At 59.9% G+C, this 23,518-nt stretch carries 21 protein-coding genes; 8 read left to right on the top strand and 13 right to left on the bottom strand.

Features of this window, described 5'->3' with window-relative positions; all coding sequences use genetic code 11:
- Positions 1 to 190: 190 nt before the first annotated feature.
- On the bottom strand, positions 191 to 3,343 hold the full coding sequence (locus ACYG9V_RS25865; RefSeq protein WP_352763242.1) for a GAF domain-containing protein: 3,153 nt from the start codon (positions 3,341 to 3,343) through the stop codon (positions 191 to 193).
- A gap of 220 nt (positions 3,344 to 3,563) precedes the next feature.
- On the opposite strand from ACYG9V_RS25865, the gene ACYG9V_RS25860 reads away from it, so the two are divergent.
- The 4 genes from ACYG9V_RS25860 to ACYG9V_RS25845 all read left to right on the top strand — a co-directional run bounded on the left by ACYG9V_RS25860 (position 3,564) and on the right by ACYG9V_RS25845 (position 6,192).
- A complete protein-coding gene (locus ACYG9V_RS25860) occupies positions 3,564 to 3,818 on the top strand; it encodes a hypothetical protein (protein ID WP_023714654.1) in 255 nt (84 codons plus the stop codon).
- A gap of 128 nt (positions 3,819 to 3,946) precedes the next feature.
- Positions 3,947 to 5,005: an alpha/beta fold hydrolase gene (locus tag ACYG9V_RS25855; RefSeq protein ID WP_352763240.1), complete on the top strand. Its 1,059-nt coding sequence runs from the start codon at positions 3,947 to 3,949 to the stop codon at positions 5,003 to 5,005.
- A 20-nt stretch (positions 5,006 to 5,025) separates the two neighbouring features.
- Entirely contained in the window at positions 5,026 to 5,556 is a 531-nt protein-coding gene (locus ACYG9V_RS25850) for a DUF1003 domain-containing protein (protein ID WP_023681128.1), read from the top strand.
- A gap of 243 nt (positions 5,557 to 5,799) precedes the next feature.
- Positions 5,800 to 6,192: a response regulator gene (locus tag ACYG9V_RS25845; protein ID WP_023700015.1), complete on the top strand. Its 393-nt coding sequence runs from the start codon at positions 5,800 to 5,802 to the stop codon at positions 6,190 to 6,192.
- 186 nt (positions 6,193 to 6,378) lie between these two features.
- Here ACYG9V_RS25845 and ACYG9V_RS25840 read toward each other — a convergent pair whose 3' ends face one another.
- The 3 genes from ACYG9V_RS25840 to ACYG9V_RS25830 all read right to left on the bottom strand — a co-directional run bounded on the left by ACYG9V_RS25840 (position 6,379) and on the right by ACYG9V_RS25830 (position 7,939).
- The gene (locus tag ACYG9V_RS25840) at positions 6,379 to 6,555 is read right to left on the bottom strand and encodes a hypothetical protein (protein WP_023700016.1); all 177 of its coding nucleotides are present in this window, start codon (positions 6,553 to 6,555) and stop codon (positions 6,379 to 6,381) included.
- A 192-nt stretch (positions 6,556 to 6,747) separates the two neighbouring features.
- A complete protein-coding gene (locus tag ACYG9V_RS25835; protein WP_023668023.1) occupies positions 6,748 to 6,984 on the bottom strand; it encodes a DUF6894 family protein in 237 nt (78 codons plus the stop codon).
- Between the two features lie 19 nt (positions 6,985 to 7,003).
- Positions 7,004 to 7,939 carry a Crp/Fnr family transcriptional regulator gene (locus tag ACYG9V_RS25830; protein ID WP_245271882.1) on the bottom strand — a complete coding sequence of 312 codons (936 nt, stop codon included), beginning with the start codon at positions 7,937 to 7,939 and terminating at the stop codon, positions 7,004 to 7,006.
- A gap of 212 nt (positions 7,940 to 8,151) precedes the next feature.
- Between ACYG9V_RS25830 and ACYG9V_RS25825 the strand changes: the two genes are divergently transcribed.
- The gene (locus ACYG9V_RS25825) at positions 8,152 to 11,481 is read left to right on the top strand and encodes a DEAD/DEAH box helicase (RefSeq protein ID WP_352763237.1); all 3,330 of its coding nucleotides are present in this window, start codon (positions 8,152 to 8,154) and stop codon (positions 11,479 to 11,481) included.
- 70 nt (positions 11,482 to 11,551) lie between these two features.
- Here the strand turns inward: ACYG9V_RS25825 and cyoD are convergent, their stop codons facing one another.
- From cyoD to ACYG9V_RS25800, 5 genes are all read right to left on the bottom strand, one after another.
- The gene (cyoD, locus tag ACYG9V_RS25820; RefSeq protein ID WP_023668026.1) at positions 11,552 to 11,962 is read right to left on the bottom strand and encodes a cytochrome o ubiquinol oxidase subunit IV; all 411 of its coding nucleotides are present in this window, start codon (positions 11,960 to 11,962) and stop codon (positions 11,552 to 11,554) included.
- Positions 11,959 to 12,645 carry a cytochrome (ubi)quinol oxidase subunit III gene (locus tag ACYG9V_RS25815; protein WP_023815896.1) on the bottom strand — a complete coding sequence of 229 codons (687 nt, stop codon included), beginning with the start codon at positions 12,643 to 12,645 and terminating at the stop codon, positions 11,959 to 11,961. The genes cyoD and ACYG9V_RS25815 overlap by 4 nt, the downstream gene beginning before the upstream one ends.
- Entirely contained in the window at positions 12,642 to 14,642 is a 2,001-nt protein-coding gene (cyoB, locus tag ACYG9V_RS25810) for a cytochrome o ubiquinol oxidase subunit I (RefSeq protein WP_460222077.1), read from the bottom strand. Before cyoB ends, ACYG9V_RS25815 begins: the two co-directional genes overlap by 4 nt.
- A gap of 2 nt (positions 14,643 to 14,644) precedes the next feature.
- Positions 14,645 to 15,574, bottom strand: coding sequence for a ubiquinol oxidase subunit II (gene cyoA / locus ACYG9V_RS25805; protein ID WP_352651493.1), 930 nt, complete (start codon positions 15,572 to 15,574; stop codon positions 14,645 to 14,647).
- Between the two features lie 231 nt (positions 15,575 to 15,805).
- Positions 15,806 to 16,696 carry an MBL fold metallo-hydrolase gene (locus tag ACYG9V_RS25800; protein ID WP_023668030.1) on the bottom strand — a complete coding sequence of 297 codons (891 nt, stop codon included), beginning with the start codon at positions 16,694 to 16,696 and terminating at the stop codon, positions 15,806 to 15,808.
- A gap of 299 nt (positions 16,697 to 16,995) precedes the next feature.
- Between ACYG9V_RS25800 and ACYG9V_RS25795 the strand changes: the two genes are divergently transcribed.
- Positions 16,996 to 18,153, top strand: coding sequence for a hypothetical protein (locus ACYG9V_RS25795; RefSeq protein ID WP_023704619.1), 1,158 nt, complete (start codon positions 16,996 to 16,998; stop codon positions 18,151 to 18,153).
- A gap of 69 nt (positions 18,154 to 18,222) precedes the next feature.
- On the opposite strand, the gene ACYG9V_RS25790 is transcribed toward ACYG9V_RS25795, so the two are convergent.
- From ACYG9V_RS25790 to ACYG9V_RS25780, 3 genes are read right to left on the bottom strand one after another with little or no spacing between them, the layout of a single operon-like run.
- The gene (locus ACYG9V_RS25790) at positions 18,223 to 18,744 is read right to left on the bottom strand and encodes a ferritin-like domain-containing protein (protein ID WP_023687824.1); all 522 of its coding nucleotides are present in this window, start codon (positions 18,742 to 18,744) and stop codon (positions 18,223 to 18,225) included.
- A gap of 47 nt (positions 18,745 to 18,791) precedes the next feature.
- Entirely contained in the window at positions 18,792 to 19,934 is a 1,143-nt protein-coding gene (glf, locus tag ACYG9V_RS25785) for a UDP-galactopyranose mutase (protein WP_023668033.1), read from the bottom strand.
- Positions 19,935 to 19,936: 2 nt separating this feature from the next.
- A complete protein-coding gene (locus ACYG9V_RS25780) occupies positions 19,937 to 21,109 on the bottom strand; it encodes a glycosyltransferase family protein (protein WP_023729506.1) in 1,173 nt (390 codons plus the stop codon).
- A gap of 354 nt (positions 21,110 to 21,463) precedes the next feature.
- Here ACYG9V_RS25780 and ACYG9V_RS25775 point away from each other — a divergent pair, with 354 nt between their 5' ends.
- Positions 21,464 to 22,381 carry a glycoside hydrolase family protein gene (locus tag ACYG9V_RS25775; protein WP_023668035.1) on the top strand — a complete coding sequence of 306 codons (918 nt, stop codon included), beginning with the start codon at positions 21,464 to 21,466 and terminating at the stop codon, positions 22,379 to 22,381.
- Between the two features lie 290 nt (positions 22,382 to 22,671).
- Here the strand turns inward: ACYG9V_RS25775 and ACYG9V_RS25770 are convergent, their stop codons facing one another.
- Entirely contained in the window at positions 22,672 to 22,974 is a 303-nt protein-coding gene (locus tag ACYG9V_RS25770) for a hypothetical protein (protein WP_155929678.1), read from the bottom strand.
- Positions 22,975 to 22,991: 17 nt separating this feature from the next.
- Here ACYG9V_RS25770 and ACYG9V_RS25765 point away from each other — a divergent pair, with 17 nt between their 5' ends.
- The gene (locus ACYG9V_RS25765) at positions 22,992 to 23,501 is read left to right on the top strand and encodes a pyridoxamine 5'-phosphate oxidase family protein (RefSeq protein WP_023739555.1); all 510 of its coding nucleotides are present in this window, start codon (positions 22,992 to 22,994) and stop codon (positions 23,499 to 23,501) included.
- Positions 23,502 to 23,518: the final 17 nt, after the last annotated feature.

Genomic DNA, 23,518 nt, shown 5'->3' with positions numbered 1-23,518 from the left:
TCACGGCAATGAGCAAGGCCGCGGATGGGCAAGAGGTAGACAAAATCTGGAGGGATACTGGCTCGGAAAAGTGAAGCCGGGCCATATTAATACGATGTCGGTGTCGACACCTTCGGCCCGTTTCGCCGCACACCTTACGCGGCAAACGCCGGGTTCGGTCACACGGCGAGCGTCGCGGGCTGTTGCCCGTTCACTTTCGATCCAGCACCTTCCGGACTTTCTCTGCCAATTCGTCGATCGTGTAGGGCTTGGTCAAAAGTTCGGTTCCGAAATCGAGCGTGCCGTTGTGGACAATCGCATTTCGTGTGTAGCCGGTGGTGTAGAGCACTTTTAGCGACGGGTGCATTGTCTTGACCTGATCCACCAGCTCCCGGCCCGACATCTCCGGCATCACCACGTCGGTGAACAGAAGCGACGGCACTTGCCCGCTTTCGACGGCCACCAGCGCTTCGCGTGGACCTTGCATTTCCAGCACGGAGTAGCCCAGTTCCCGCAGCGCTTCCGCGGCCATCAGCCGGACGCGATCTTCATCCTCGACAACCATGATGATCTCGTCTGCACAGCCGGGGTGCTCGCCTGCCACGACGTCGATTTGGCTGTCGAGCACGCCATGGTGCGAGCGCGGCAAATATATTTTCAAGGTGGTTCCGATGCCCTGCTCGGAATAGATCTTCACACTGCCGCCGGACTGGCGAACAAACCCATAGACTTGGCTGAGTCCCAGCCCGGTGCCTTTGCCGACCCCCTTGGTGGTGAAGAACGGATCGAAGGCTCTTGCGACAACATCAGCAGTCATGCCCGTTCCTGTATCGGTGACCGCTATCATCACATACTGGCCGGAGGGGATCGCGTTCTCCCTGGCATAGCGATCGTCGACGTGGGCGTTTGATGTCTCGATCGTCAGCTTGCCGCCAGCAGGCATGGCATCCCTTGCGTTGACGCAGAGGTTGAGCAGCGCGCTTTCCAATTGCCCTGCGTCGGCCTCGACATGCCATAGCCCCGCGGCGAGCACGGTCTCGATCTGGATGGTTTCGCCAAGCGTCCGGTTCAGCAATTCGCTCATGCCGGAGACGAGGCGATTTGGATTCAGCCGCTTCGGCGCCAGTGGTTGCTGGCGGGAAAAGGCGAGCAGTCGCCTGGTAAGTTCTGCGGCACGTTGTGCTCCATCGATCGCGCCGGTTACGAATTGGTGGACGTTGGTATCGCCGTTTCTGAGCTTGCGCTGCACAAGGTTCAGGCCGCCGATGATGACGGCCAGCATATTGTTGAAGTCGTGCGCGATGCCACCGGTGAGCTGTCCGACAGCTTCCATCTTCTGGGCTTGGCGCAGGTGCTCTTCTGCTCTGGCGCGTTCCGCTACTTCATCTTTGACACGCTGTTCGAGCGTGCCGTTGAGTGTCTGCAGCGCCTTGAACAGTCGGGAGTTGTCGATTGCCGTCGCGGCATGGCCCGCAAGCCCCAGCAAGGCCGCCTCTTGCTGTTCGGCGAAGACGCCGATTTCTGGATGGCCAAGGAAGAGGCCACCCAGCACCTCGCCCGAACGCGAGACGACCGGCACGGCGAGATAGGAACGCACCGGCAGATGGCCCTCCGGCATGCCCTTGCGGGGCCAGTTCTTGCCGTAACGCGGATCGGTGAGGATATCGTCGGAACGCACCACGCTTGTGCCGCGGAAAGTGGGCTCGAACACCGCGGTGTTGCGCGGCATGGGAAAGTTTTCGAAAGCAGAACGAGGTGCCCCCGAAAGGGCGTAGAGCACATAGCTGTCGCCCTTGTCGTCGATCACATTGTAGAAGAAAGCTCCAAATTGTGCGCCCGACAGCACGACGCCGGCATCGGTTACCGTCTGGACAATTCGCTCCACGTCAAGCTCGGCCGCCACGGCTGCCGCAGTAGCGTTCATCAACTGAAGCTGATGCTCCACCCGCTTTCGCGCGGTGACATCAACCACGGTGCCGATGAAGCGGATCGCACGGCCGGACTGGAAAAGTGCTTCCCCGGTTGCGGCAATCCAGCGCTCCTTGCCATCCCGAAGGCCGATCGTCCGGTATTCGATGTCGTAGCGGGAGGGGGTGCCCGGCGCGAGCGACTGGCGTACGGCCTCGTCGGCCCGTGCGCGATCTTCCGGGTGGAGGCCCGCCAGGAAGGCGCTTTCATATGTCACCTCCGCGTCCGGCGGCAAACCAAAAAGGGCTTTGCACCGGTCGTCCCAACGCAGCACTCCGCTGATGGGATCGTAATCCCAGGTGCCAATAGCGGCCGCGTCGGTGGCAAGCCTCAGCCGCTCCTCGCTCGCCCGTGCCGCCTGTTCCGAGCGAACGCGCTCGATGTGAGCCCAGGACCGCTCCGTCACCTCGGTCAGCAAGGACAATTCGCGTTGCGACCAGACGCGGCGCTGCTTGTCGTGGATGGCCATCAGGGCAGTCAGTCGGCCTTGTTTGACCAAAGGCATACAGATGGTTGCCGTTATCCCGATATCCTGAAAGGTCTTCGCTTCCTCGGGAGCGATTTCCTCAAGGTTGTTGTTGATGATAAGCGGCTTGTTGGCGCTGAGGTTGGTGACAGCCAGGCGACCGAAATCGGCAAGACTGTAATATCCCCTGATGCTGGGCGAGCCAGGTGCGCTCCAATCGCCGCGGATGGTGAAATGGTCTTGGTCCTGCTCCATGTCGGCATAGGCGCAAATCGAGACGCCAAGATGTTCGCCGAGGAGCCGAGTGGTGATCTGCATGACAGCATCGGCGTCGGCCGCGAGGGCTATCTCCCTGCCGAGGCGGTCGAGAAAAGCAAGGCGTTCGGCGTTCTCACGCAGGGCCAGTTCGGCGCGAAGGCGTTCTATCGCCGTACGCGTCCGGTCCGCGACTGCCGAAATGAGGGCTACTTCCTCCGTCGCCCAGCGTCTGGGCGCGGAGTGGTTCAGGTATAACAGCGCCACCAGCCCGCCATGCTCGGTAACGGGCATGTTGATGACGGATTGGGCGCTGATGGCTTTGAGTGCCTCCGCATGGCTGCTGGTTCGCGGATCTGTCTCGGCGTTTTCAAAGACAACGGTTTCGCCTCGCTTCAAATCCTCGATATACGAGCCGTAGTTCCTGAAATTCAGCGTCCCAGCCAGGCTTTTGATGCCTGGCGCGTTCCAGTCCCTGTCAATGGTGATCGTTTCTTTCTCTAGATCGATCGTGCCGTATCCGGCTCGGCTGATGCCAAAATGGTTCCCCAGCAGTTCCGCGGCTGCGTAGGCCAGTTCTGCGGGATCCGTAATCTCGCGAATACGGTCGCCCAGCGCTGCCAAAAGCTCGAAGCGCTGCAGTTCAGATCGCGGATTGCTTGAAGTGGCCCCCATTTCGCCCCCGTTTTGCCCGGACTTAAATGCAGTCTGCGGCCAAGAGTTCCCCGCAGGACGGCAGTTTCTTTGGCGGGCCGGTCAGCCGAACACGCCGCACCGGTCATAGGTTAATGACAGCTTGGCGCGCTGTGGCGGATAAAGGGGAAACCAGCGGGCACTTGACGAGCTCCCGCTGGCTGGGTGCCCGAACCGCACTTCACTCGTTTGGAGACGTTTGATGCTTGACCGACCCATTCTTACGAATACGGACGCTCTCTATCCAGACGACCTGAAAACGCTTCGGTCGGTTTTCGACGCGCTGTGTCAGGAATTTGAGATTTCGTCGGACACTACCGCGGCAGAATCCATCGCGAGAGAGCTGGTCAGACTTTTCCAGACCGGGATGACGGAAGCGGCCATGCTGATCATTGCCGTGCGCGCACGTTGGCAGGGTGATTGGAAAATGGGAGGCAGCAGCGCTGCCCAGGCTTAACGGTCCCAACTCCATGGAGAAGGCCTACTTTAGCCGCTTGAGCCGGTTGTACAGCGTTATCTTGTCTGGCGGAACAAGCTTTCGCCCCAAGAGTTGGGGTCGGCAGATGGTTTCCAACAGGCACGGGCATGGCGTTCGACAGAGATGGACCGAAACTCGCGACCGGGTTGCTCGCGGCCTCGTTGGCGGCGCTGGCGGCATACAATGCCATCCGCGCCAAACGTGCGATTGCCGGCCGGGCATGCGGACGTGTGATGGAGATCGATGGTGTGCGCCTGCATTTTATCGAAGCCGGAACCGGCATGCCGCTGCTTCTCCTGCATGGCAATGGATCCATGGCGGAGGATTTCAAGTCGAGCGGCATCTTCGATGAGGCGGCAAAGACCTATCGGGTGCTTGCATTTGATCGTCCCGGTTTTGGGCGAAGCTCACGGCCGCGCGGCCGGCGTTGGTCCGCTCGCGACCAAGCCGACCTTATACATGCCGCCGCCTGCGGGCTGGGTATAGAGAAATACCTCGTGCTTGGACATTCCTGGGGAGCTTGGATCGCCCTCGAATTGGCGCGCAGGCATTCTCAATCGGTCGTCGGCATCGTGCTGGTCTCGGGCTATTACTATCCGCCACCGCGGCTGGATCTTGCACTGGCCGCACTCCCTGCACTGCCTGTGATCGGCACCGCGTTTCGTCACACCTTGCTGCCCCCGCTTGTAAGGCTTGCTTGGCATTGGGCAATGGAGAAGATCTTTAAACCCGCCGTCGTCGCCGGCGACTTCGCCGCACTGGCCAAAGATGTCGCCAGCCGCCCTTCCCAACTGCGGGCGGTTTCTCTGGAGACAGCATCGATGCTGGCCGCGTCCCTCTTGGGAAAAGCCAACTATAGGGACATTGCCGTGCCCACCGGCATCATGGCGGGATCCGGGGACCGGTTGTTCGACGCGCAACGCGATGCACGACGCTTGCACGCGGAAGTCGGTGGGTCTCTCCTTGAGGTGGTTCCGGGCGCCGGCCATATGGTTCATCAGAGCGCCCCGCAGGCAGTGGTCGGCATGGTGCACACTATTGCAGGACGGCACGCCTTGTTCCAAGCGGGCCGTCGGCAGCGACCCAAGTCGTGTGCCGACGAGTTCAAGGCAGATCCGGCCTCGCGGGAGCCACCGGCGATAAGCGACGCCGCTTGCACGGAATGATCTCCAAACGGGGCTTTCAAATGAGCGACCAACGTCCAGCCGACATGCAGTCGGTGCTCCACCAGAACATACAGGCCCTGGTCGAGCACAGGCGGCAGCAAGAGGAGCACCAAGGCGTTCAAGCGTGGGTCGCCGGCGCTGTTTCGCGCTTCGCGGGAAGCATGACTTTCGTCTATCTGCACCTTGCAATTCTTGTCGTCTGGGTCCTCGCGAACCTTGGCGCGATACCAGCCGTCCCAGCCTGGGACCCGACTTTCGTGATCCTGGCCATGGTCGCCTCGGTTGAGGCAATCTTCCTGTCTACTTTCGTGCTGATCAATCAGAACAGAATGGCCGCCCACAGCGAGCGCCGAGCCGAACTGGATTTGCAGATCAGCCTTCTGAACGAACATGAAACCACGCGGCTGATCGAGATGGTGGCTGCCTTGACGGCGCGTCTGAATATCTCGACCCCGGCCGACAAAGAGCTGCCGGAACTCGCCGAGAATGTGGATCCCCAAAAGGTGATGACGCAGATCCAGCAAGCTTCTGGAGATCAGGAGAACGCTTGATCAAAGCGACCTCGTCGGCAACGGTTAAGCGTCGGCTACAACCTGTAATTCAGCCTCGTTGTCCAAGGCTGTCGAAGCAGCTAAGCCGGTGTCGGCCTTTTCCAGGGTGGCTTCCCGACGTCACAAGTCCGCCGCGCAATCGAGGCAGCGTAGAGCTTCGATAACCAACAGGCTGCTGCGCGTCAGATGGAACCAAGTTGACGCCGAACTCGTATTAGCGGTGGCGGCTTGGGGAGATTCCGGATGAGCGAAGGTGCTGTTCTGATCGTCGAAGATGAGACAATGATCCTGCTCGACCTCGAGTCAGCTTTGGAGGAGGCCGGCTTCCAGGTCGTCGGCACTCGGAGTGCCGCCGACGCGCTGGCGGCTTTCGACCCCGATCCGACCAAGTTCAAGGCCGTGCTCACGGACATCCGTCTGGGAGCAGGACAGTCGGGGTGGGAGGTCGCTCGGCACTTGCGAAGGTCCAACTCGACCATCCCGGTTGTCTATATCAGTGGCGACAGCGCGGTACACTGGGGAGCGGAAGGCGTGCCCAACAGCATAATGATCACCAAGCCCTTTTTTCTGCCGCAGATCATAACTGCCGTTTCTCAACTTTTAAACGCGCAGCAAGGTGCAGAAACTCACCTCTAGGAATCCGACCGCGGCTCCACGAAACCACCGAACATTCTTTCTTCGGCCAATCGGCGCCGTCCCCGCGTAAAGCGTTCGCGTCTGCTTCGGTCAAATGTCGGCGGCCTCAACCAGATGTCGACCTCAGCTCCTTTCCCTCGCCACCGGCTCGCATCCACTCGGAAGCCCTCCCGAAAGCAGGGGCGCTCATTGGTTGAGCTTTCGGTCGAGTTCGTCAAGCAATGACCGATGCTCGCTGGGCATGTCCGTATCTGTCGGCAGATCCAGCAACTGGCGAAGCTGGCGACGATTGGCGTCCGATGAAATCCACTCCCGTATGAGGCGGGCTATGACCTTTTGTTGTGCCTTGCCGATTTCTTCCATGTTAGATTCCGGGCTTGTCCGTTGGACGAACTCGGCGGCTCTTTGATGGTTCCCCGTCCTGTACACAAATCGAGGCACAATCTATGGGTTAATGCATGTCGCTCAAAAGTGGCCCTGGTTTTGAGACACGACATGCCAGTGGATGTTTGCAGTCCCAGTCCGCTCGCCTAACGCTGCGCGTAGGGTGCAAATTTATACGTTCGATTTTACCCGAAGCGAGAGGCTTAGCCGCAAAATCTTGGCGCCATTTTCATCGCGCACTTCGATAAACAATTGCTGCCCGTCGACGCTCTTCAGTGACTCTCTCGTGAGGTCGACAAGGCCCTCGAATCCCGCGCGGCGGACCTCCTCGAGGCCAGCGCATTCGACACCTATTTCGTCCTCGAAGATGAGATCGCCATCGCCGCTGTCGAAGAAAAATCGTGCCATCGGAGAGCTTCCGTCACTGCTAATCTGCGGGGTTCCTTTGGTGCAGGTAGGTCGTGTCGAAATCTCCTGCGTGAGTGAGGCCAGCCCAGTCCAGTGCGTGAACTTTTGATCCCGAGGTGGCAATGAGACCTCTGCGTCGTAGTTCCTGGAGCATCCGGTTGACGTGGACCGTGGACAAACCCAGTGCATCGCCAAGGGCCGCCTGTGTAATGGGAATATCCGCCACGTGATCCTCAATGCGCCCCATGGAGCGCAAGCGAAAAATCAGTTCGCACAGGATGTGAGCCATGCGGGTGTATGCCTCGCGTCTTCCCACATTGATGACCCACTCCCTGTAAATCGCGGCATCTATCAACGTCGACCGCCAAAAAGCGGTGGCGATGCGAGGGTGCTGGTCGCAAACGGCACGCAGGGTGTCATGCCGCATGAAACCTATTCGCGCCGGCGTAAGGGTCGAGAAGTTACAATCCATGACCGACAGATGCAGCCCATGCAGATCAGGAATGTCGCCGGCGACGAAGAATGATGTGATTTGTCGCTTTCCTTCGCCCGTATGTTTGGTGGAACCGACCAAGCCATCAAGAACGACAAACGAGTAAACAGGACGGTCGCCCTCACGCACCAGATCGTGGTTGGCCGAATATTCCTTCTCCTGGATCGGAATGCCTTTCAGAACGCCGATGTCGGCCTCTCGAAGATCCGAGATGGTCTGAAGCTTGCGAATGAGTACATCCGAGGATGAGGTGGGGAACAAATTGACTACCTGGCTGATGTTGGTGATCGAACTATTATCCGCGCCAAAAGTTCCGACTGGCATGGGGACATATGCGCGGCGGCAGAAGGCGCCGCCGTGCGGCATGGTCCCATGCCTGGAGCGTTTTGCCAGCGTCGAGCGTGGTTGAAGATCCCGGAATGATCGAAGCACCAGTTTTTTAGGACAGCCATAGGTGAGCAAGGCAGCAATGCATTAACCTATGACATAGGCTCGGTTAGAAATTTTCCCGCTGGGCAGCCAGCCCCAGGAGTTCGCCGATCACGGCGCAGCTTTGACCCTGTCGCTCCGCCCATTCAAGGGCTGCACCCGCAGCCCGTCCTGGAACTCTTTGATGCGCCGCCAGGAACGGGGTGGCTCCGCTGACGTTGTCTCAGTGGCAAGGTGAGATTTCAGTGAACAGGCATATTTCGCGGACGGATGTCGAACAAATCGATCACACGGATGACAGCGGGTTTGCGATAGAGCACGGCGGACCGCCATCCTCAGCAATCGCGGTAGCGCTGGCCCGTGGCCTGGAGACCAGTCGGGACAAGCACATCATCCATATAGCTCCCTCGGAACGCAGTGCCGAGGAGATCGCCGGCGCCTTGCGTCAGTTCCTGCCTGACGCGGATATAATCTTGCTGCCGTCCTGGGATTGCCTGCCTTACGACAGGGTGTGGCCCACACGCGCCAATATGGGGCGAAGGCTTCGTGCGTTGCGTGAGATCGCAACGAAGCCGGATCGCCCGCGCATCGCTGTAATGTCGCTCGAAGCCATTCTGCAGCGGGTGCCGCCTGCTCCGGTCATCGCTGGCGGTTTCACAATTCTGGAGGTGGGACAAAAGCTCGACCGTGACGATTTTAGAACCTGGTCCGAAGCCATTGGCTATGTCGTCGACGAGAGGGTCGACGAACCGGGTGAGATAGCCTTTCGGGGCGATCTCATCGATATTTTCCCTGCTGGCGCGGATGGCCCCGTTCGCGTCATCGTTGATCCCGATGCCTGCATCCGGCAGCTCAAGACCTACGACCCGCTCAGTCAGCTCAGCGATCAGGTTCGAGACTCGATTACGGTCGGACCGGCATCCGAGCTGATCTTTAAAGCTGGTGAGCATCCTGAGTTGACAGCGATGCGCACGACGTCGATGGAGGAGCGCCTGGTCGCATCGTATGGCGCTATGCCATCCGTCTTCGATGCGGCATCCAGCGCTTCGATCTCCTTCCTTGAAGGGACCGACGGGCAGCCGCTCGGCAGAATTCTGGATCTGGTCGAGGATGCACGTCGTGCCAGGCAGGAGGCAGCCGGAACGAAAAAACCTTTGCCGGGACGATTTTACCTATCCCGTGAAGAGTGGGACGCTGCTCTGCTTAACCGCTGCTGCGTGAGACTAGCCGTTTCTGCCGTGGGAGTTCCCAAATTCTTCCGCCAGGCCCGACCCGGGCATGATTTCGCGGAATTCATCAGAGGGCAGACGAGTGCCGGAGTCAGAGTAGTGTTCACCGGCGATGCCTCTGAACTGCAGCGAGCAGATCGCCTGCTCGATAGGAGACTAGGCCGGCGGGCAGAGGAAGCGGCCGACTTGCCGCAAATCCTTTCGGCCGCGAGGGGCTCTGTTCTCAAGGCTGAATTCGTCCTCGACGAAGGGTTTGTCGACGCGCAATCCAATATCGCCGTGGTGGCCGCATCCGACCTGTTTGGGCCCGCGTTAAAGGCGAGCGGGAGCGCGACCACGGGCATACTCGAACCCGAGTTGCGCATTGGCGATGTCGTCGTCCATGAAGACCATGGCCTGGGCGTGCTCGCCGCGGTCGAACAGGTCGAGTTGGCTGGCCAGCAACAGGATGTCGTCAGACTGGAATATCATGGCGGGGCTTCCTTGCTGGTTCCGGTCGACGACTTTGGACGAATATGGCGCTACGGCTCGGAACCGGAGGCAGTGTCGCTTGATCGCCTCAAAGGCGAGGGCTGGCCGAAGCGACGCGAAGCTGCGTTGCGCGAGATCGACAGGCTGGCCAAACGCCTCTTGAGTCTTGCCAAAATCAGGTCCAGCCAGCCTGCCGAGATCATAAAGCCCTCCCGCACGGACTTGGCCCGTTTTGCGGCGAGATTTCCCTATACGGAGACGCCCGACCAAGCGGCCGCCATCCGCGCTGTGCTCGATGATCTTTCGTCGGGAAGAACAATGAACCGGCTCGTCTGCGGCGATGTCGGCTTCGGCAAGACAGAGGTCGCCCTGCGTGCTTGCGCCGCCGCGGCTTTCTGCGGGAAACAGGTTGCTATCATAGCGCCGACAACGGTGTTGGCACGACAGCACTATGAGACGTTCAGCCGCCGCTTCGCAGGAACCGGCCTGCAGGTCGCCCACCTTTCTAGGATGGTCGGGGCAGCGGAGGCGAGAGCGGCAAAAGAGGGTCTGCGGAGCGGCCAGGTTGCGGTCGTTGTGGGTACTCAGGCCCTGGCGTCCAGGAGCGTCACCTTCGCCAATCTTGGACTGCTGGTGATCGACGAGGAGCACCGGTTCGGGGTCAAGTTGAAGCGGGCCCTGCGGACCATGACGCCTCGCCTCCATACGCTGAGCATGAGCGCCACACCGATACCCCGGACGCTGCAATCGGCGTTGTCGGGCATCCAGGACGTCAGCGTTCTAAACTCTCCGCCCGCCAAACGACGTCCCGTTCGCACGATCTTGGCAGCGTTCGATCCAGCATCGGTGCGCGCGGCCCTCCTGCGTGAATTTCACCGGGGTGGACAGAGCTTCTTCGTGGTCCCGCGGATCGAGGATATTGCCCCGGCCTGTGACCAGCTGAACAGACTGGTGCCGGAACTCCGGGTCAAGACGGCGCATGGTGAAATGAAGGGGAGACAGCTGGACGAAGTCATGGTCGGATTCGCCGACGGTGATGGCGACATTTTGTTGAGCACCGACATCATCGAGAGCGGCCTCGATGTGCCGCGGGCCAACACCATCATCGTTTGGCGCCCCGACCGGTTCGGTCTGGCGCAGTTGCACCAGTTGCGGGGCCGGGTCGGAAGGGGGGCGGTGCAGGCCGTTGCGTTTCTTCTGACCCAGCCTGGCGTTGAACTGGCCGACGGCACCAGGGCCCGGCTTTCGACGATGCTTGCGCTCGATCGGCTCGGCTCCGGCCTGGCAATCAGTCAAAGAGACCTCGACCTGCGTGGCGCCGGAGATCTTTTCGGCGAAGACCAGGCCGGGCATATGAAGCTGATCGGAGTGGGCTTGTACGAGCACTTGCTGGAGCGGGCGGTCTCGGCGGCTGGCGGAGGGGCCAACTTCAGCAAGCAACTTGCCGAGATCAATGGCTCGGGAAAGGGGGCTTTTCCCGAGAGCTATGTCGACGAGCCTACGGTGCGCGTTGGCCTCTATGCGCGGCTCTCCCGCATCCGTTCGGAGCCGGACCTCGATACATTCAGCGAAGAGCTCGAGGACCGCTTTGGAGACATGCCTGGCGAAGTAGCCCTTTTGCTGGAATTTACCAGGTTGCGAATAGCAGCGTCGGAATTGGGCGTCGGCAAAGTCGATGTCGGTCCCGAGGCCATCGCGATCACCCCTCGGAACAAGCCGTCGGCGTCCCAATGGCGGAACAGCAAGGCGTTGGGCCTGGACTACCGGAACGGCCGCCTGATTTTCAGGCCTATCCAGCCCAGCGTCTCAGGCATCGATGCGGTTCGCTTAGCGCTTGATGCCCTACGCGCAGCCCAGCCAAAGCACGAGATCTGACGAGCCTTTTGTCTCCTGGGGCCATCCGTGCGAATGGCGCTGCGGGCGGCCGTGCGTTCGCGGGGAGCGTTCAAGGCATGGTTCCGGCTTGATGGGGTGTCATGGCAGCCATGTTTTCATTCAGATGGGCCATGATCCAGATAGAGCCCAGAACCACCAGCGCGACGATCAGCACGCCGAAGGCCAGCGCCAGGATGTTGTTGGTGTTGTCCGGCCCGGTGGTCAGGTGCAGAAAGAAGACAAGATGCACGCCCATCTGCGCAACGGCGAGCACCACCAGGGCCGAGATGACCGCGGGCTGGTAAATCAGGTCGGTTCGCGCCGCCAGGAATGACGCGATCGTGAGCAGGATAGCCAGGCCGAAGCCGAGCACATAGCCCGAGAGGCCCCCAGCCGTTTCGTGCTCGCTTATGTGTTCCTCGCCCGGCGCTGAATCGCGGCGGTCCTGCAACTCGCCGGTCTTGCTCTCGAACTCGGTCATGACGATGCTCCCAGCAGATAGACCAGGGTGAAGATGGCAACCCAGATGATGTCGAGGGCGTGCCAGAAGAGCCCGAAGCAGTGGAGCCGCCGCAAGATGTCGGGCCGAAAGCCCTTGACCCACAGCTGCGCCATCATCGTTCCCAGCCAGAGCAGGCCGAGACCGACGTGGGCACCGTGGCAGCCAACGAGCGCAAAGAAGGCAGAAAGAAATGCGCTGCGCGAGGGGCCTGCCTGCTCGCCGATCATTGCCGCGAACTCCTGTAGTTCCAGGAACAGGAACGCTGCCCCGAGCAACCCCGTGACGAGAAGCCAGAACTGCGTGGCAGCCATTGATCTGCGACGGGTGGCGAGTGTTGCCACGCCGCCGGTGAAGCTCGAAGTGAGCAGAAGGCCCGTCTGGACCGCAACCCGTGTCGGTTCGAACAGATCCTTGCCTGTCGGTCCGCCGGCGGTTGCCTTGGCGAGCACGGCGTAGGCGGCGAAAAATGCCGAGAACATGATGATGTCGGACAGGAGAAAGATCCAGAAGCCGTAGGTCACCGTGACGAACTTTGAGGCCGGGCCGCCTTCTCCGTGGCCCGTCGCAGAGCGCACCGCATGCCGACCGGTGTGATTAAGCCGATACGGGTCCTGTGCCTGGGTGCCGGCGCTGATGTCGCCGGAGAATGCGTGATCGCTCATGCCGGGCGCTCCCACCCGCGCAGCCGGGCAAACTGGGCTGCCTTGTGGTCATGGTCGATGCGGGCGACCTCGTCGACAGGGATCTCGTAGTCTCCATGATCGCGCCAGGCGAATACTACGAAGGTTGCGTAGGCGCCGATGAAGCCGACGATCGCCAGCCACCATATATGCCAGATCAGCGCGAAGCCGATCAGTGTGCTGAAGAAGGCGGTGACGAAGCCAGTCGGGCTGTTGCGAGGCATCTCGATCGGCTCATATGCCTTTTCCTCGTCCGAGCTCTGTCCGATCCCTCGTTGCTTGATGCTCCAGTAGGGCTCTTCGTCTTCCACGTGAGGCAGCCGTGCATAATTGAAGACAGGAGGAGGAGAAGATGTCGACCACTCCAGCGAACGCCCGTCCCACGGGTCGCCGGTTTCGTCGCGAAACTTGTCGCGATGCCGGATCGAAACGAAAAGCTGTGTGATCTGCAGCGCCGCGCCGGCGATCATCACCACCACGCCGAAAGCGGCCACCACCAGCCACGGTGCCCAAAGGTCCATATCGATATGTTGCAGGCGCCGCGTCATGCCGAGCAGACCGACAATATAGAGCGGTACGAAGACCAGCATGTAGCCGGCCAAGGTGACCCAAAATGCCGCCTTTCCCCAGCCTTCGTGCAAACGGAAGCCGAACGCCTTGGGGAACCAGTAGGTGAAGCCGGCGAATGCTCCAAACAACACGCCCGAGATGATGACGTTATGGAAATGCGCGACGAGGAAAAGGGAATTGTGTAGCACGAAGTCGGCCGGCGGGACGGCAAGCAGGACGCCAGTCATGCCGCCGACGGTGAAGGTGGTCACGAAAGCCAGTGCCCAAAGCATCGGCGTGTCGAAACGAACGCGCCCGCCATACATGGTGAAGAGCCAGTTGTAGATTTTCACACCGGTTCCCACGGCAATGACCGACGTGGCGATGCCGAAGGCGGCATTAACGTCCGCTCCGGCACCCATGGTGAAGAAGTGATGCAGCCAGACCATGAACGAGACGATGCAGATGAACATCGTGGCCGCGACCATCGAACGGTATCCGAACAGCGGCTTCGATGAAAAAGTCGAGAAAATCTCGGAAAAGATTCCGAAGGCGGGAAGCACCAGGATGTATACTTCGGGATGGCCCCACGCCCAGATCAGGTTGACGAACATCATCTGATTTCCACCAGCTTCGTTGGTGAAGAAGTGGAAGCCGAGATACCGGTCCAGCGTCAGCATTGCGAGCGTGGCGGTAAGGATCGGGAAGGCTGCGACAATGAGCAGGTTGGACGCGAGCGAGGTCCAACAGAACATCGGCATTCGCAGATAGCCCATTCCCGGCGCCCGCATCTTGAGGATGGTCGTCACCAGGTTGACGCCGGTGAGCAGCGTGCCGACGCCGGAGATCTGGATCGCCCACAGATAATAATCGACACCGACGCCCGGCGAGTAGGCGGTTTCCGACAAAGGGGCATAGGGCAGCCAGCCGGTGCGCGCGAACTCGCCGATCACAAGCGAGATGTTGACCAGCAGGGCTCCGGAAGCCGTCAGCCAGAAGCTGACGGAATTGAGCGTCGGAAAAGCGACATCGCGTACGCCAAGCTGCAGCGGCACGACGAAATTCATCAGGCCGATCATGAACGGCATCGCGGCGAAGAAGATCATGATCGTGCCGTGCGCGGAAAAGATCTGGTCGTAATGCTCCGGCGGGAGGTAACCCGGCCCGTAAATCGCCAGCACCTGTTGTGTGCGCATCATGATAGCATCGATAAAACCACGAAGAAGCATGAGCATCGCCAGCACAATGTACATCACGCCGATGCGCTTGTGGTCGACCGAGCTTATCCACTCGCTCCGCAGATATGGCCAGTAGCCCTTCACCGTTATCCAGCCAAGCACGGCGGCTGCTGCCAGAAAGACGCCAAGGGCTGCGCCGAGGGGGATAGGTTGATCGAAAGGAACGGCCGACCAGTCGAGCTTGCCCAGCATCGTCATTCTGCGCCTTGTGGATGATGGGTCATCGTTGCCGCCGCCGGGGGGAATGCCCTTGGGCTCACCTGTGGCTCGCCGCTGGCTGCGCTCTCAGCAGGCCCCGGACCCGGTGGGAGCGTCTGCTGAACGACCGCTTCGAACAGCCCAGGCTGGACATGACCGAAGGAAGCCGGCGCCACATTTGTGCTTTGCCGGGCGAGTTCGCGATAGGCATTGGCATTCAGCACGCCGCCCCCGCCACGCAGCGATGACGCCCAGCGGGTGAAGGCATCGGCTGAAACCGCGCTCACACTGAAATTCATATCCGAGAAGCCGTCGCCGCTGAAGTGCGCCGACTGGCCGAAAAAGCTGCCCTCGCGGTCGGCCTGCAGATGCAATTCGGTCTGCATGCCGTTCATGACGTAGACCATGCTGCCAAGCTGGGGCACGAAGAACGTGTTCATCACGCTGGCCGAGGTCAACTTGAAACGCACTGGAACACCGGCGGGGATAACCAGTTGATTGACAGCGCCCACGCCCTGCTCGGGATAGAGGAACAGCCATTTCCAGTCGAGCGCCACCACCTGAATGTCGAGCGGCGGCTGGCTAGAAGGGATCGGTTTGCGCGGATCGAGCTGATACGATCCGTAGTAGATCAGACCGCCAATGAACAGGATGGTGAGCGTCGGGATCGACCAGACGATCAACTCCACGCGTCCCGAATAGGTGAACTCCGGGTTATAGCGGGCGTTGCTGTTCGAGGCGCGGAACTTCCAGGCGAATGCCAGAAGCGCAACAAGCGTGGGAACAACGATCACCAGCATCACCGCCAGCGAGTTCAAAAGGATCGTGCGATTGCCGACGCCAATTGGTCCTTGGGGATCGAGCACTCCCCCCGCGCAACCGGGGAAGAATGCGCCTCCGAGGATACAGAGCAGTTGGCGTGTCAACTTAGGGCTGGATGGCAACAACACCGGTTCTGCAATCTCTCTTTGCGGGAACGCGTGCTAGGGGCATGCGTTCATCGGGTTTCCATCTGAGCCTCCCCATGGCGCGGAACCTCGCGGCACTTCGCAGGGTGTCGCCCCTAAGCGAGTGCCCCAACTGTCGCCGGCTGGGTTTGTTCCGCTGGACGAGTTACTCTGTCCGATGTCCCGCGTTGGACCAATCCGACCATAATTTCAGAACGATGGCGGCTCGATTGGCCTAGCTATCGGCGACGCTGGCTCGCGCACGAATTTCAATTTCGGCGGGACGGCGAATACCCTGAACCGCTCAGCCAGGTTGTCGAGAGCCTGACGCATGCCCACTCCCGCAGCAGCCGCGCCGTGCCCACTGATGACCATCTGGGGGCCCAAGGCAGCCAGATGCTTCACGGACCTTTCCGCTGCATCCCAGTCTGGCGTGAAATAGCGCGGCGGACCGTGCATCTCGAGATCCTGAATGGCGACTTCATAGACCGACTCCTGACCGGTGGTGATGAAAGCGTCTCCTACGATGAGCGAGCGGTCTTGCTCGCGCCAGAGCGAGATATGCCCAGGGGCATGTCCGGGTGTGTGCAGCCATTGCCATCCGGGCATTCCGGGGATCGATCCATCGGCGGGCAAGGGTTGCAAACGGCTGCCAAGATCGATTGGCCCGCGTGGAAAAAGCGGTGAAAGCAGCGCCATCAGTCCACCCCCAACCCAGGGATCCGGTGGCGGATAGGATGTGGTTCCGTCCAAATAGGGGTGCTCGAGTGGATGGGCGAAGACAGGCACGTCCCAGCCATTTGCGAGTTCTAGAACCGTTCCCACATGGTCGAAATGGCCATGGGTCAGGATGATTGCAGCCGGCCGTGCGTTGACGCCGAACCGCTTTTCCGCGACCGCTAGAATGCTGCTGCGAGACGTCGGCAACCCGGTATCGATCAGCACCCAGTTCCGATCTCCGCTGCCCGGTGCGCCGAAGAACACGACATTGACGATTGCTAGCCGCAAGTAACCCAGGTCCGGTGCGATGCTCCAAGCGCCGTCGCCACGATCCTCGCGCCTGGCGTGGTCGATCTCGGAAAGTCGAATCTGAACGGTCATGTGATCCCATGCCTCTGTTGTTGCCGAGCAGCCGCTCGAGTGGATGACGGCGGCTGTACATCGCCCCGAACTTGGGACGGGCCTCCTTGTTCCTCATTTGCACGCGGCGCCCGGACAGTTCACCACCGGAACAAAGGCTCTACCAATGGGTTCGGCACTACCCGGCCACGCAAGGACGAGCTGGACTGAGCAACGAACATGGGGCGCGCCCGACTGAATTCGGTATTTCGCCAACGCGGTTCCCGGTCCGGACAAGGCGGCCGAGTTCGAAGCCGATTGCCCAAAGGAGACTTCGAAAAATGAGCGAAGTGGGACGCCAGACGGAGGCCTCGGTTCCGGAAGCTTCGCGCTTCGCCAGTTTTTTCATGGCAGGCTTTGAATGCTCCTCGCACCGGCGCAAGGACGGCGTTCGCCTCGATCTTATTCGTGCGACCTCGCATAATTTGCATGCCCTGGGCGACTACCGCGGCTGCGCCGAACTCGGCCTTCGCACCATCCGCGACGGCCTGCGTTGGCATTTGATCGAAACCGCTCCCGGAACCTATGACTGGTCAAGTTGGGCGCCAATGGTCGAGGCAGCCCGATCGGCAGGTGTTCAGGTAATCTGGGACATCTTTCACTACGGATCTCCGGACCATGTCGATCAGGGCTCGCTGCATTTCATCGACGCCTATGCCTCGTTCGCGGCAGAAGCCGTCAAGGTACACCGTTCGATCACCGGAACATCGCCTCTGTTGTGTCCCATCAACGAAATCTCCTTTTTCGCATGGGCTGTCGAGGTCGGCTATTTCCCGCGCGTGGGGCCGAACAAACGTGGATGGTTCAAGCGGCACCTCGTCAAGGCCGCCATCGCGGGTGTTCGTGCAATGCGGGAGATCGACCCCGCCTGCAGATTTGTCTGGGCCGAGCCGCTTATCCATATCGCCCCTCGCGACCGGACCCGCAGCGAACGGCGCCGGGCCGAAAACGCCCGACAGGGGCAGTTCGAAGCTTACGACATGTTGCTGGGCCGCGTCGAACCTGAGTTGGGCGGGAGCGAAGATGTTGTCGATGTCGTGGGCTTGAATTTTTACCCGCACAATCAATGGTACGTAAACGGGCCGACGATTCCGATGGGACACCACGAGTACCGCGCCCTGTCGGAAATGTTGCTAGAAGTTGCTCATCGATACGGCAAGCCGATGTTCATTGCGGAGACCGGTTCCGAGGGATCCGGCGGGCCGGCTTGGCTCCACTATGTCTGCGACGAGGTGCGTTCCGCAATCAGTCTCGGAGCGCCGGTCGAGGGTATTTGCCTGTACCCGATAACGGCCTACCCGGGCTGGGACAATTCGCGACATGCCGAGGTTGGTTTGTTTTCCGTCATCCAGGCTGATGGCAGGCGACACCTGCGCAAACCCACAGCAGATGAACTGGCCCGGCAGCAAGCTCTTCTCGTGGCGGACACGACGCCTTGAAGAGGCCTCAAACGAGGGAGGGGCGGGCGAGCGTCTGTTTCGAAACGCCGCCCGCGCCGGTGCGGTGCATCAGCTTTTTGCAGTCGCCCCGGCCTCGCGCAACCTGGCATACCGCATGGTAACGTCGCTCAGATTTTCCTTGAGCCAGTTGGCCATGGCTTCCTCTTCGTTCAGGTTCTGCTTGAGGGCCCTTTCAGCATCCTGGAAGCCCCCGGCGTCGGCCAGTACCAGCAGCGAATTGTAGGCAGCAATCTCGTAGTTCTCGAATGCGAAATTCGCCAGGCTGTTCTTGATGATCTCGTCGCCGGCCATCGAATGTCCAATGGCGGCCACGCTGCCAACCATCGACAAGGCGGTGTCCTTGAGGGTGGAGTGCTCCTCGCCAAGGCCCTCCAGGACGGACTCGAGTCTCGTGATCTGGCCTTCGGTTTCCTGAATGTGCCGGCGCAAGCGATCGGCCACCTCCGGATAGTTCTCTATACGCTCGACCTGAGGCTTCATGATCGACAGCGCTTGATTTTCCATGGCGTGCGCGTTGCGCAAGCCGACGATAAATATCTCACGGCTTTCCGAGTTGAAGTTTGTATCCATCGAGTTTCTCCTTCTGATACCCGCCCGATCTTCCGTCTTGAAAGAAACTATCTTCTCGGCTCGGCCAACAACGGCTCGTCCGTGCGCGCCCAGGCCGGGAGGCTTTTTTGGATGCGCGAGAAAGTGGCCAGAGCCTGTCCGACTACCTGGTCCATGTTGTAATAGCGGTAAGTTGCAAGCCGACCGACAAACCAGACGTCTGGGCAGCTTGCCGCGAGCGCTTCGTAGCGCTTGTAGAGCACTTCGTTTTCGGGCCGGGGCACGGGATAGTACGGGTCCCCGATGTCCGTGGGGTATTCGTAGGTCAGGCTGGTCCGCGAACTCTGCTGGCCGGTCAGATGTTTGTACTCGGTAATGCGCGTGTAATCTTCCGTCTGGGGATAATTGACCACGGCAACCGGCTGAAATTGCTCGCAATCCAGTGTAACGTGCTCGAAACGAAGCGAACGGTACGGAAGGTGCCCGAGCTGCCAGCCGAAATATTCATCGATCGGGCCGGTATAAACCATGCGCCTGAACGGTATCTTCTCACGAATTTCACGGAAGTCGGTCTGCAGCATGATCTTGATGTTCGGATGATCGAGCATGCGTTCGAACATCCGCGTGTAGCCGCCGGCCGGCATTTTCTGGAAGCTGTCGCTGAAGTAGCGGTCGTCACGGTTGGTCCTGGTCGGCACTCGTGCCGTGACGGATTTGCTCAGCTGACTGGGATCGACGCCCCATTGCTTTCTTGTGTAGCCGCGGAAGAATTTTTCATAGAGCTCGCGCCCCACGGTGCTGACGACGACGTCCTCAGCCGTTCGGACATCCTCCACCGTTTCGCGTCGCGACGCGAAGAAATCCTCCAGCTGTGCCGAGGTCAGGTCTAGCCCGTAAAGCCGGTTGATGGTGTCGAGATTGATCGGGATGGGAACCAGTTGCCCGTCCACGGCCGCCAACACCCTGTGCTCGTACGGCCGCCATTGCGTGAACTGCGAAAGGTGGTCCACGATCGTTTGGCTGTTGGTGTGGAAGATGTGCGGGCCGTAGCGATGGATGAGGATGCCGGCTTCATTGTAGCAGTCGTAGGCGTTGCCTCCCACATGGCTGCGGCGATCGATCAGCAAAACGCTTTCCTGACGCTGCGACGCTATCCTTTCGGCAAGCACACTGCCGGCGAAACCCGCGCCGACGATCAGCCAATCGAACATGGCTATGCACTCCTGCGAAGGGGCACGACCTTCTTGCGTTGATAGGCGCGCTCAATGTGAGCTGCCATGGCATTCCATGTCCGTTCCCAGGACATGTCCGCAAGGTAGGCATCGACTTGCTGCAGGAGCATCTGACGCGGTCGCGAAAGAACGGAGCGCAGCTTGATTTCCAGATCGTCACAGTCGGCGATTTCCACCAGCCCGGCAGCACCGTAACTGCGCACCACGTCGACGATTGCCGTCGAGATCACCGGCAGACCCGCCGCGAGAAATTCCGGCGTCTTGGTCGGGCTGATGAAACGCGTCGCCTCGTTGAGGGCAAACGGCATCCATCCGGCGTCCCAATGGCGCAGATAGTCGGGCAGATCGCAGTAGGCTTTCGGGCCAAGCCAATGCAGGTTTTCGGCTTGCGGCAGGCTTGCAGGGTCGATCTTGACGACCGGACCGAGCATGACGAAATGCACGTCCGGCATTGTCTTTGCCGCTAGCGCCACGAGATCGACGTCCAGCCGCTCGTCGATGACGCCGAAATATCCAACCCTCGGGGAAGGAATGCCCGCCTGGTCGGCTGGGTCCCTTCCTGGCTGTCTTGCGGTGTGAAAGTGCCTCACATCGATGCTGCTCGGAAATGGAAAGATGGCGGGATGGAGGTGACGCTTGGTCTCGAACAAGCTTAGACCACCGGTGAAAACGAGATCCGCGCGGCGAAGAAGCGCCTTTTCCATCTGGCCCAGCTCGGGGGGCGCATTCCTGAACGCAGAGAGTTCGTCCATGCAGTCATAGACGCATATGTCTGGGTCGAGGAATTCCGTAAAGCGAAGAGCCATTGGGGTGTAGTACCAGGCGATCAGCCGGCTATGCGGCATAGAAGCGATGGTCTGCTGCACAAATCTCCGCTGGACGGCATCTGCTTTCGCGGCCGACGTGCCAAGCGGCAGCACTGGTGTGACAATCAGAATGTTTTCCGATGCCACGCTCGTCCGCATCAGCGGCTGCGGCAATTCTTCGAAAACGGGTTCTTCAAAATAGACCACTCGCTGCTGAGCGGATGCAAGGGTGAGGAGATGCTGCGGACGCTGGTGAACAAAATTCCATCGTAAGTGGGAGAAGCAAACCAGTATATTTTCGCGACGAACATATTGACTGCCGGTTACCCCGCCAAAGGCCGCTTCCATTGACATACTCCCTCTGTGACACTATTTATGTTACGATTAACATTTGTTAATCGCGAATGGAGAGAACTACTTAGTTCCAGCTCCTAACTTTCGATCAGGTGAGTTGTTCCAACTGAAATGAAGAAGGCCCGGTCGCCCGCCTTGGTCCACGCACGAAGCGGGATCTGGGTGCGGAGGCGAGGGCGGCTGTCGGAACCCGGCCGCCACTGAAAGCGTGGTTGAACGACGAATGCTGGTGGACAGCGGCATTGCCGTATTTGCGTTGAACTCGTTGGCTATAGAATGTGCCTAACATCAATGATTCGCCTGTATCTCTGCGCGTCTCCGACTGCCGAGGCGAATTCCGGGGCTGACATGAACATCAACTTTGAAACCAACGTTTTTCCACTGTTTCATCCGCAAAGCGTGGATGATCTCAAGGACCCGTGTCCTGTCTTCGATGGCCGTGTCTGGCACGTCTTCGGGTCAAGCGGCACGGTCACCACCGAGACGTGGAGAATCTTGCATGCCACGGCGCCCGATCTTTATGGGCCGTGGGCCGAGCATGATCCGATCGAACTTCCAATCAACGGCACTGGTGTTGCGGCTCCCGGTGTGACCCACGAGTGCGGCGTCTTCCACATGTTCATTCAGACGGAATTCATGAAGTCGGGTGGCCGTTGCGAGCATGCGGTTTCCAACGACGGGTTCCATTGGGTAGTCCTCAGTCCGGCCATTCTGGCCATCCCGGACACGGAAGAGGACGGCATTTACGATCCGCATCCAGCAGTCATTGGCGGTGGGCGCTACCTGGTTTATTCGGCTATGCCAAAATTCACCAGGGTGCCTCAGCCCGACATCTATCTGGCACGTAGCCAGTCCGACTCGTGGTTCGGTCCGTGGAAGCGGATCGGCAAAATCCTCGACCACAACGATGTTCCCCACCATAACACCAGAGATGATCCCGACTACGAATGGGGCATTGAGGGCGCGCAACTGATCGAGCTGCCGGACGGCCGGGTGCTTCTCAACGCCACTTGCTTTCTTCCGAATGGCCTTCGGGGAAACCGGCAACGGGTGTTTTTTGCCATCGCCGACGAGGTCAGCGGGCCTTACGTTTCGATCGGCCCGGTGCTGGAGCCAGGTCAACCGGGCGAGAACGGCCACTCGACAGTGATGATCGATGGCAGTCAGCTTTCACTGTTCTACCAGAGCCGGGTTGCCACAACCGATCACCGATGGCGCTATGGTTTAGCCAGATGCGACGTCGCTCTCTTTTCAAAGGTCGCGTAATTTCCAGGCTGCCATTAGCGCCTCCAGGCGGATGCGCGTCATGCGGCCATGAAACTCCTGAGGGTTGAAGGTGATCCGCGTCGGTGACGGCAAGTAAAGTGTCATCCGACGCAGTAGGAGACACGACATGGCCGATGCGGATTGACGATTGCCGCGATCGCACTTGGCGGGCGGCAAGTCGGGAAGGCCGGCCCTAACTCTGTCGCTTTTAGCGAAATGACTTGAGCCGTTCGTCAATTTTCTCCGTGGCATTGATGACACCGCCAGATGCCCTGCCAATGAGCTCATAGCTATTTCTTCGGTCCCTTGACAGGGAATGTCGCGTCGCCGTCTTTTTTGCCGGAGATCACCCGCGGATCGGCGCTGGCGACGCCATCGCTTCCGCCGCCCTTGTGGTCCTTTTCCGACTGACCCTTTGCGTCCTGCTCGGGTGTCCGTTTTGATGTTCGAAGCGTCTTGTCCGCCATCATGGCCTCGCGTTTGCCATCCAAACTTCCGGCAATTTCGAAAGTTCCACCGCCGCTTAGCAGGTCGAAGGAACCAGTGAGTTGGAACGTCGTGGCGGGACGTGAGTTGTCAGCAAGGATATTCACCCGCAGGAGGACATCTTATGGCTAACCGCCGAGAGCAGCAGACGGACCTCACGCCCGCCGAGGCAACAGACCGCATCTGGGAACTCGCCGAAAACATCGACGTCTGCATGTTCGTGACCTGGGACGGCGAGTACAATCGAGCCCGTCCGCTATCTGCGCGTGTGGTCCGTGAGGAAAACGCCATATACTTCCTCGTCAATGACGACAGCGCCAAGAGCAAGCAGCTGTCGACCTATCCAAAGGTCACATTGGCCTGGAGTGACAACAGCCACTACAAATACGTCACGATGTCAGGCCCGGCCACAGTGACAAATGACAGGGAAAAGATCGCCGAGCTCTGGGAGAAAACTGACTCAGCCTGGTGGGATAATGCCGATGATCCCGAGATTCGTCTGATAACGGTGAAACCCGAGGAAGGCGAATTGTGGGACAGCCCGGGGCTAATGATGGCTACCGCAACGATGGTGTTTGCGGCCGTTACCGGCGCCAAGCCGAATGTGGGCGACAACGCAAAGGTCGAGCTCTGAGCGAGCGGCTAAACTAA

The organism is Mesorhizobium sp. W016, assembly GCF_054719485.1.
Note: the sequence above shows the minus strand (reverse complement) of the source record. Positions and strands in the feature narration are given on the sequence as shown.

Excerpts from the sequence above, each read along its gene's own strand:
- ACYG9V_RS25795 (WP_023704619.1), top strand. The coding sequence starts at position 16,996 with ATGAGCGAAGTGGGACGCCAGACGGAGGCCTCGGTTCCGGAAGCTTCG.
- ACYG9V_RS25845 (WP_023700015.1), top strand. The coding sequence starts at position 5,800 with ATGAGCGAAGGTGCTGTTCTGATCGTCGAAGATGAGACAATGATCCTG.
- cyoB (WP_460222077.1), bottom strand. The coding sequence starts at position 14,642 with ATGCTGGGCAAGCTCGACTGGTCGGCCGTTCCTTTCGATCAACCTATC.
- ACYG9V_RS25775 (WP_023668035.1), top strand. The coding sequence starts at position 21,464 with ATGAACATCAACTTTGAAACCAACGTTTTTCCACTGTTTCATCCGCAA.
- ACYG9V_RS25860 (WP_023714654.1), top strand. The coding sequence starts at position 3,564 with ATGCTTGACCGACCCATTCTTACGAATACGGACGCTCTCTATCCAGAC.
- ACYG9V_RS25855 (WP_352763240.1), top strand. The coding sequence starts at position 3,947 with ATGGCGTTCGACAGAGATGGACCGAAACTCGCGACCGGGTTGCTCGCG.
- glf (WP_023668033.1), bottom strand. The coding sequence starts at position 19,934 with ATGTTCGATTGGCTGATCGTCGGCGCGGGTTTCGCCGGCAGTGTGCTT.
- cyoD (WP_023668026.1), bottom strand. The coding sequence starts at position 11,962 with ATGACCGAGTTCGAGAGCAAGACCGGCGAGTTGCAGGACCGCCGCGAT.
- ACYG9V_RS25835 (WP_023668023.1), bottom strand. The coding sequence starts at position 6,984 with ATGGCACGATTTTTCTTCGACAGCGGCGATGGCGATCTCATCTTCGAG.
- ACYG9V_RS25815 (WP_023815896.1), bottom strand. The coding sequence starts at position 12,645 with ATGAGCGATCACGCATTCTCCGGCGACATCAGCGCCGGCACCCAGGCA.
- ACYG9V_RS25765 (WP_023739555.1), top strand. The coding sequence starts at position 22,992 with ATGGCTAACCGCCGAGAGCAGCAGACGGACCTCACGCCCGCCGAGGCA.
- ACYG9V_RS25790 (WP_023687824.1), bottom strand. The coding sequence starts at position 18,744 with ATGGATACAAACTTCAACTCGGAAAGCCGTGAGATATTTATCGTCGGC.
- ACYG9V_RS25865 (WP_352763242.1), bottom strand. The coding sequence starts at position 3,343 with ATGGGGGCCACTTCAAGCAATCCGCGATCTGAACTGCAGCGCTTCGAG.
- ACYG9V_RS25800 (WP_023668030.1), bottom strand. The coding sequence starts at position 16,696 with ATGACCGTTCAGATTCGACTTTCCGAGATCGACCACGCCAGGCGCGAG.
- ACYG9V_RS25840 (WP_023700016.1), bottom strand. The coding sequence starts at position 6,555 with ATGGAAGAAATCGGCAAGGCACAACAAAAGGTCATAGCCCGCCTCATA.
- ACYG9V_RS25850 (WP_023681128.1), top strand. The coding sequence starts at position 5,026 with ATGAGCGACCAACGTCCAGCCGACATGCAGTCGGTGCTCCACCAGAAC.
- ACYG9V_RS25780 (WP_023729506.1), bottom strand. The coding sequence starts at position 21,109 with ATGGAAGCGGCCTTTGGCGGGGTAACCGGCAGTCAATATGTTCGTCGC.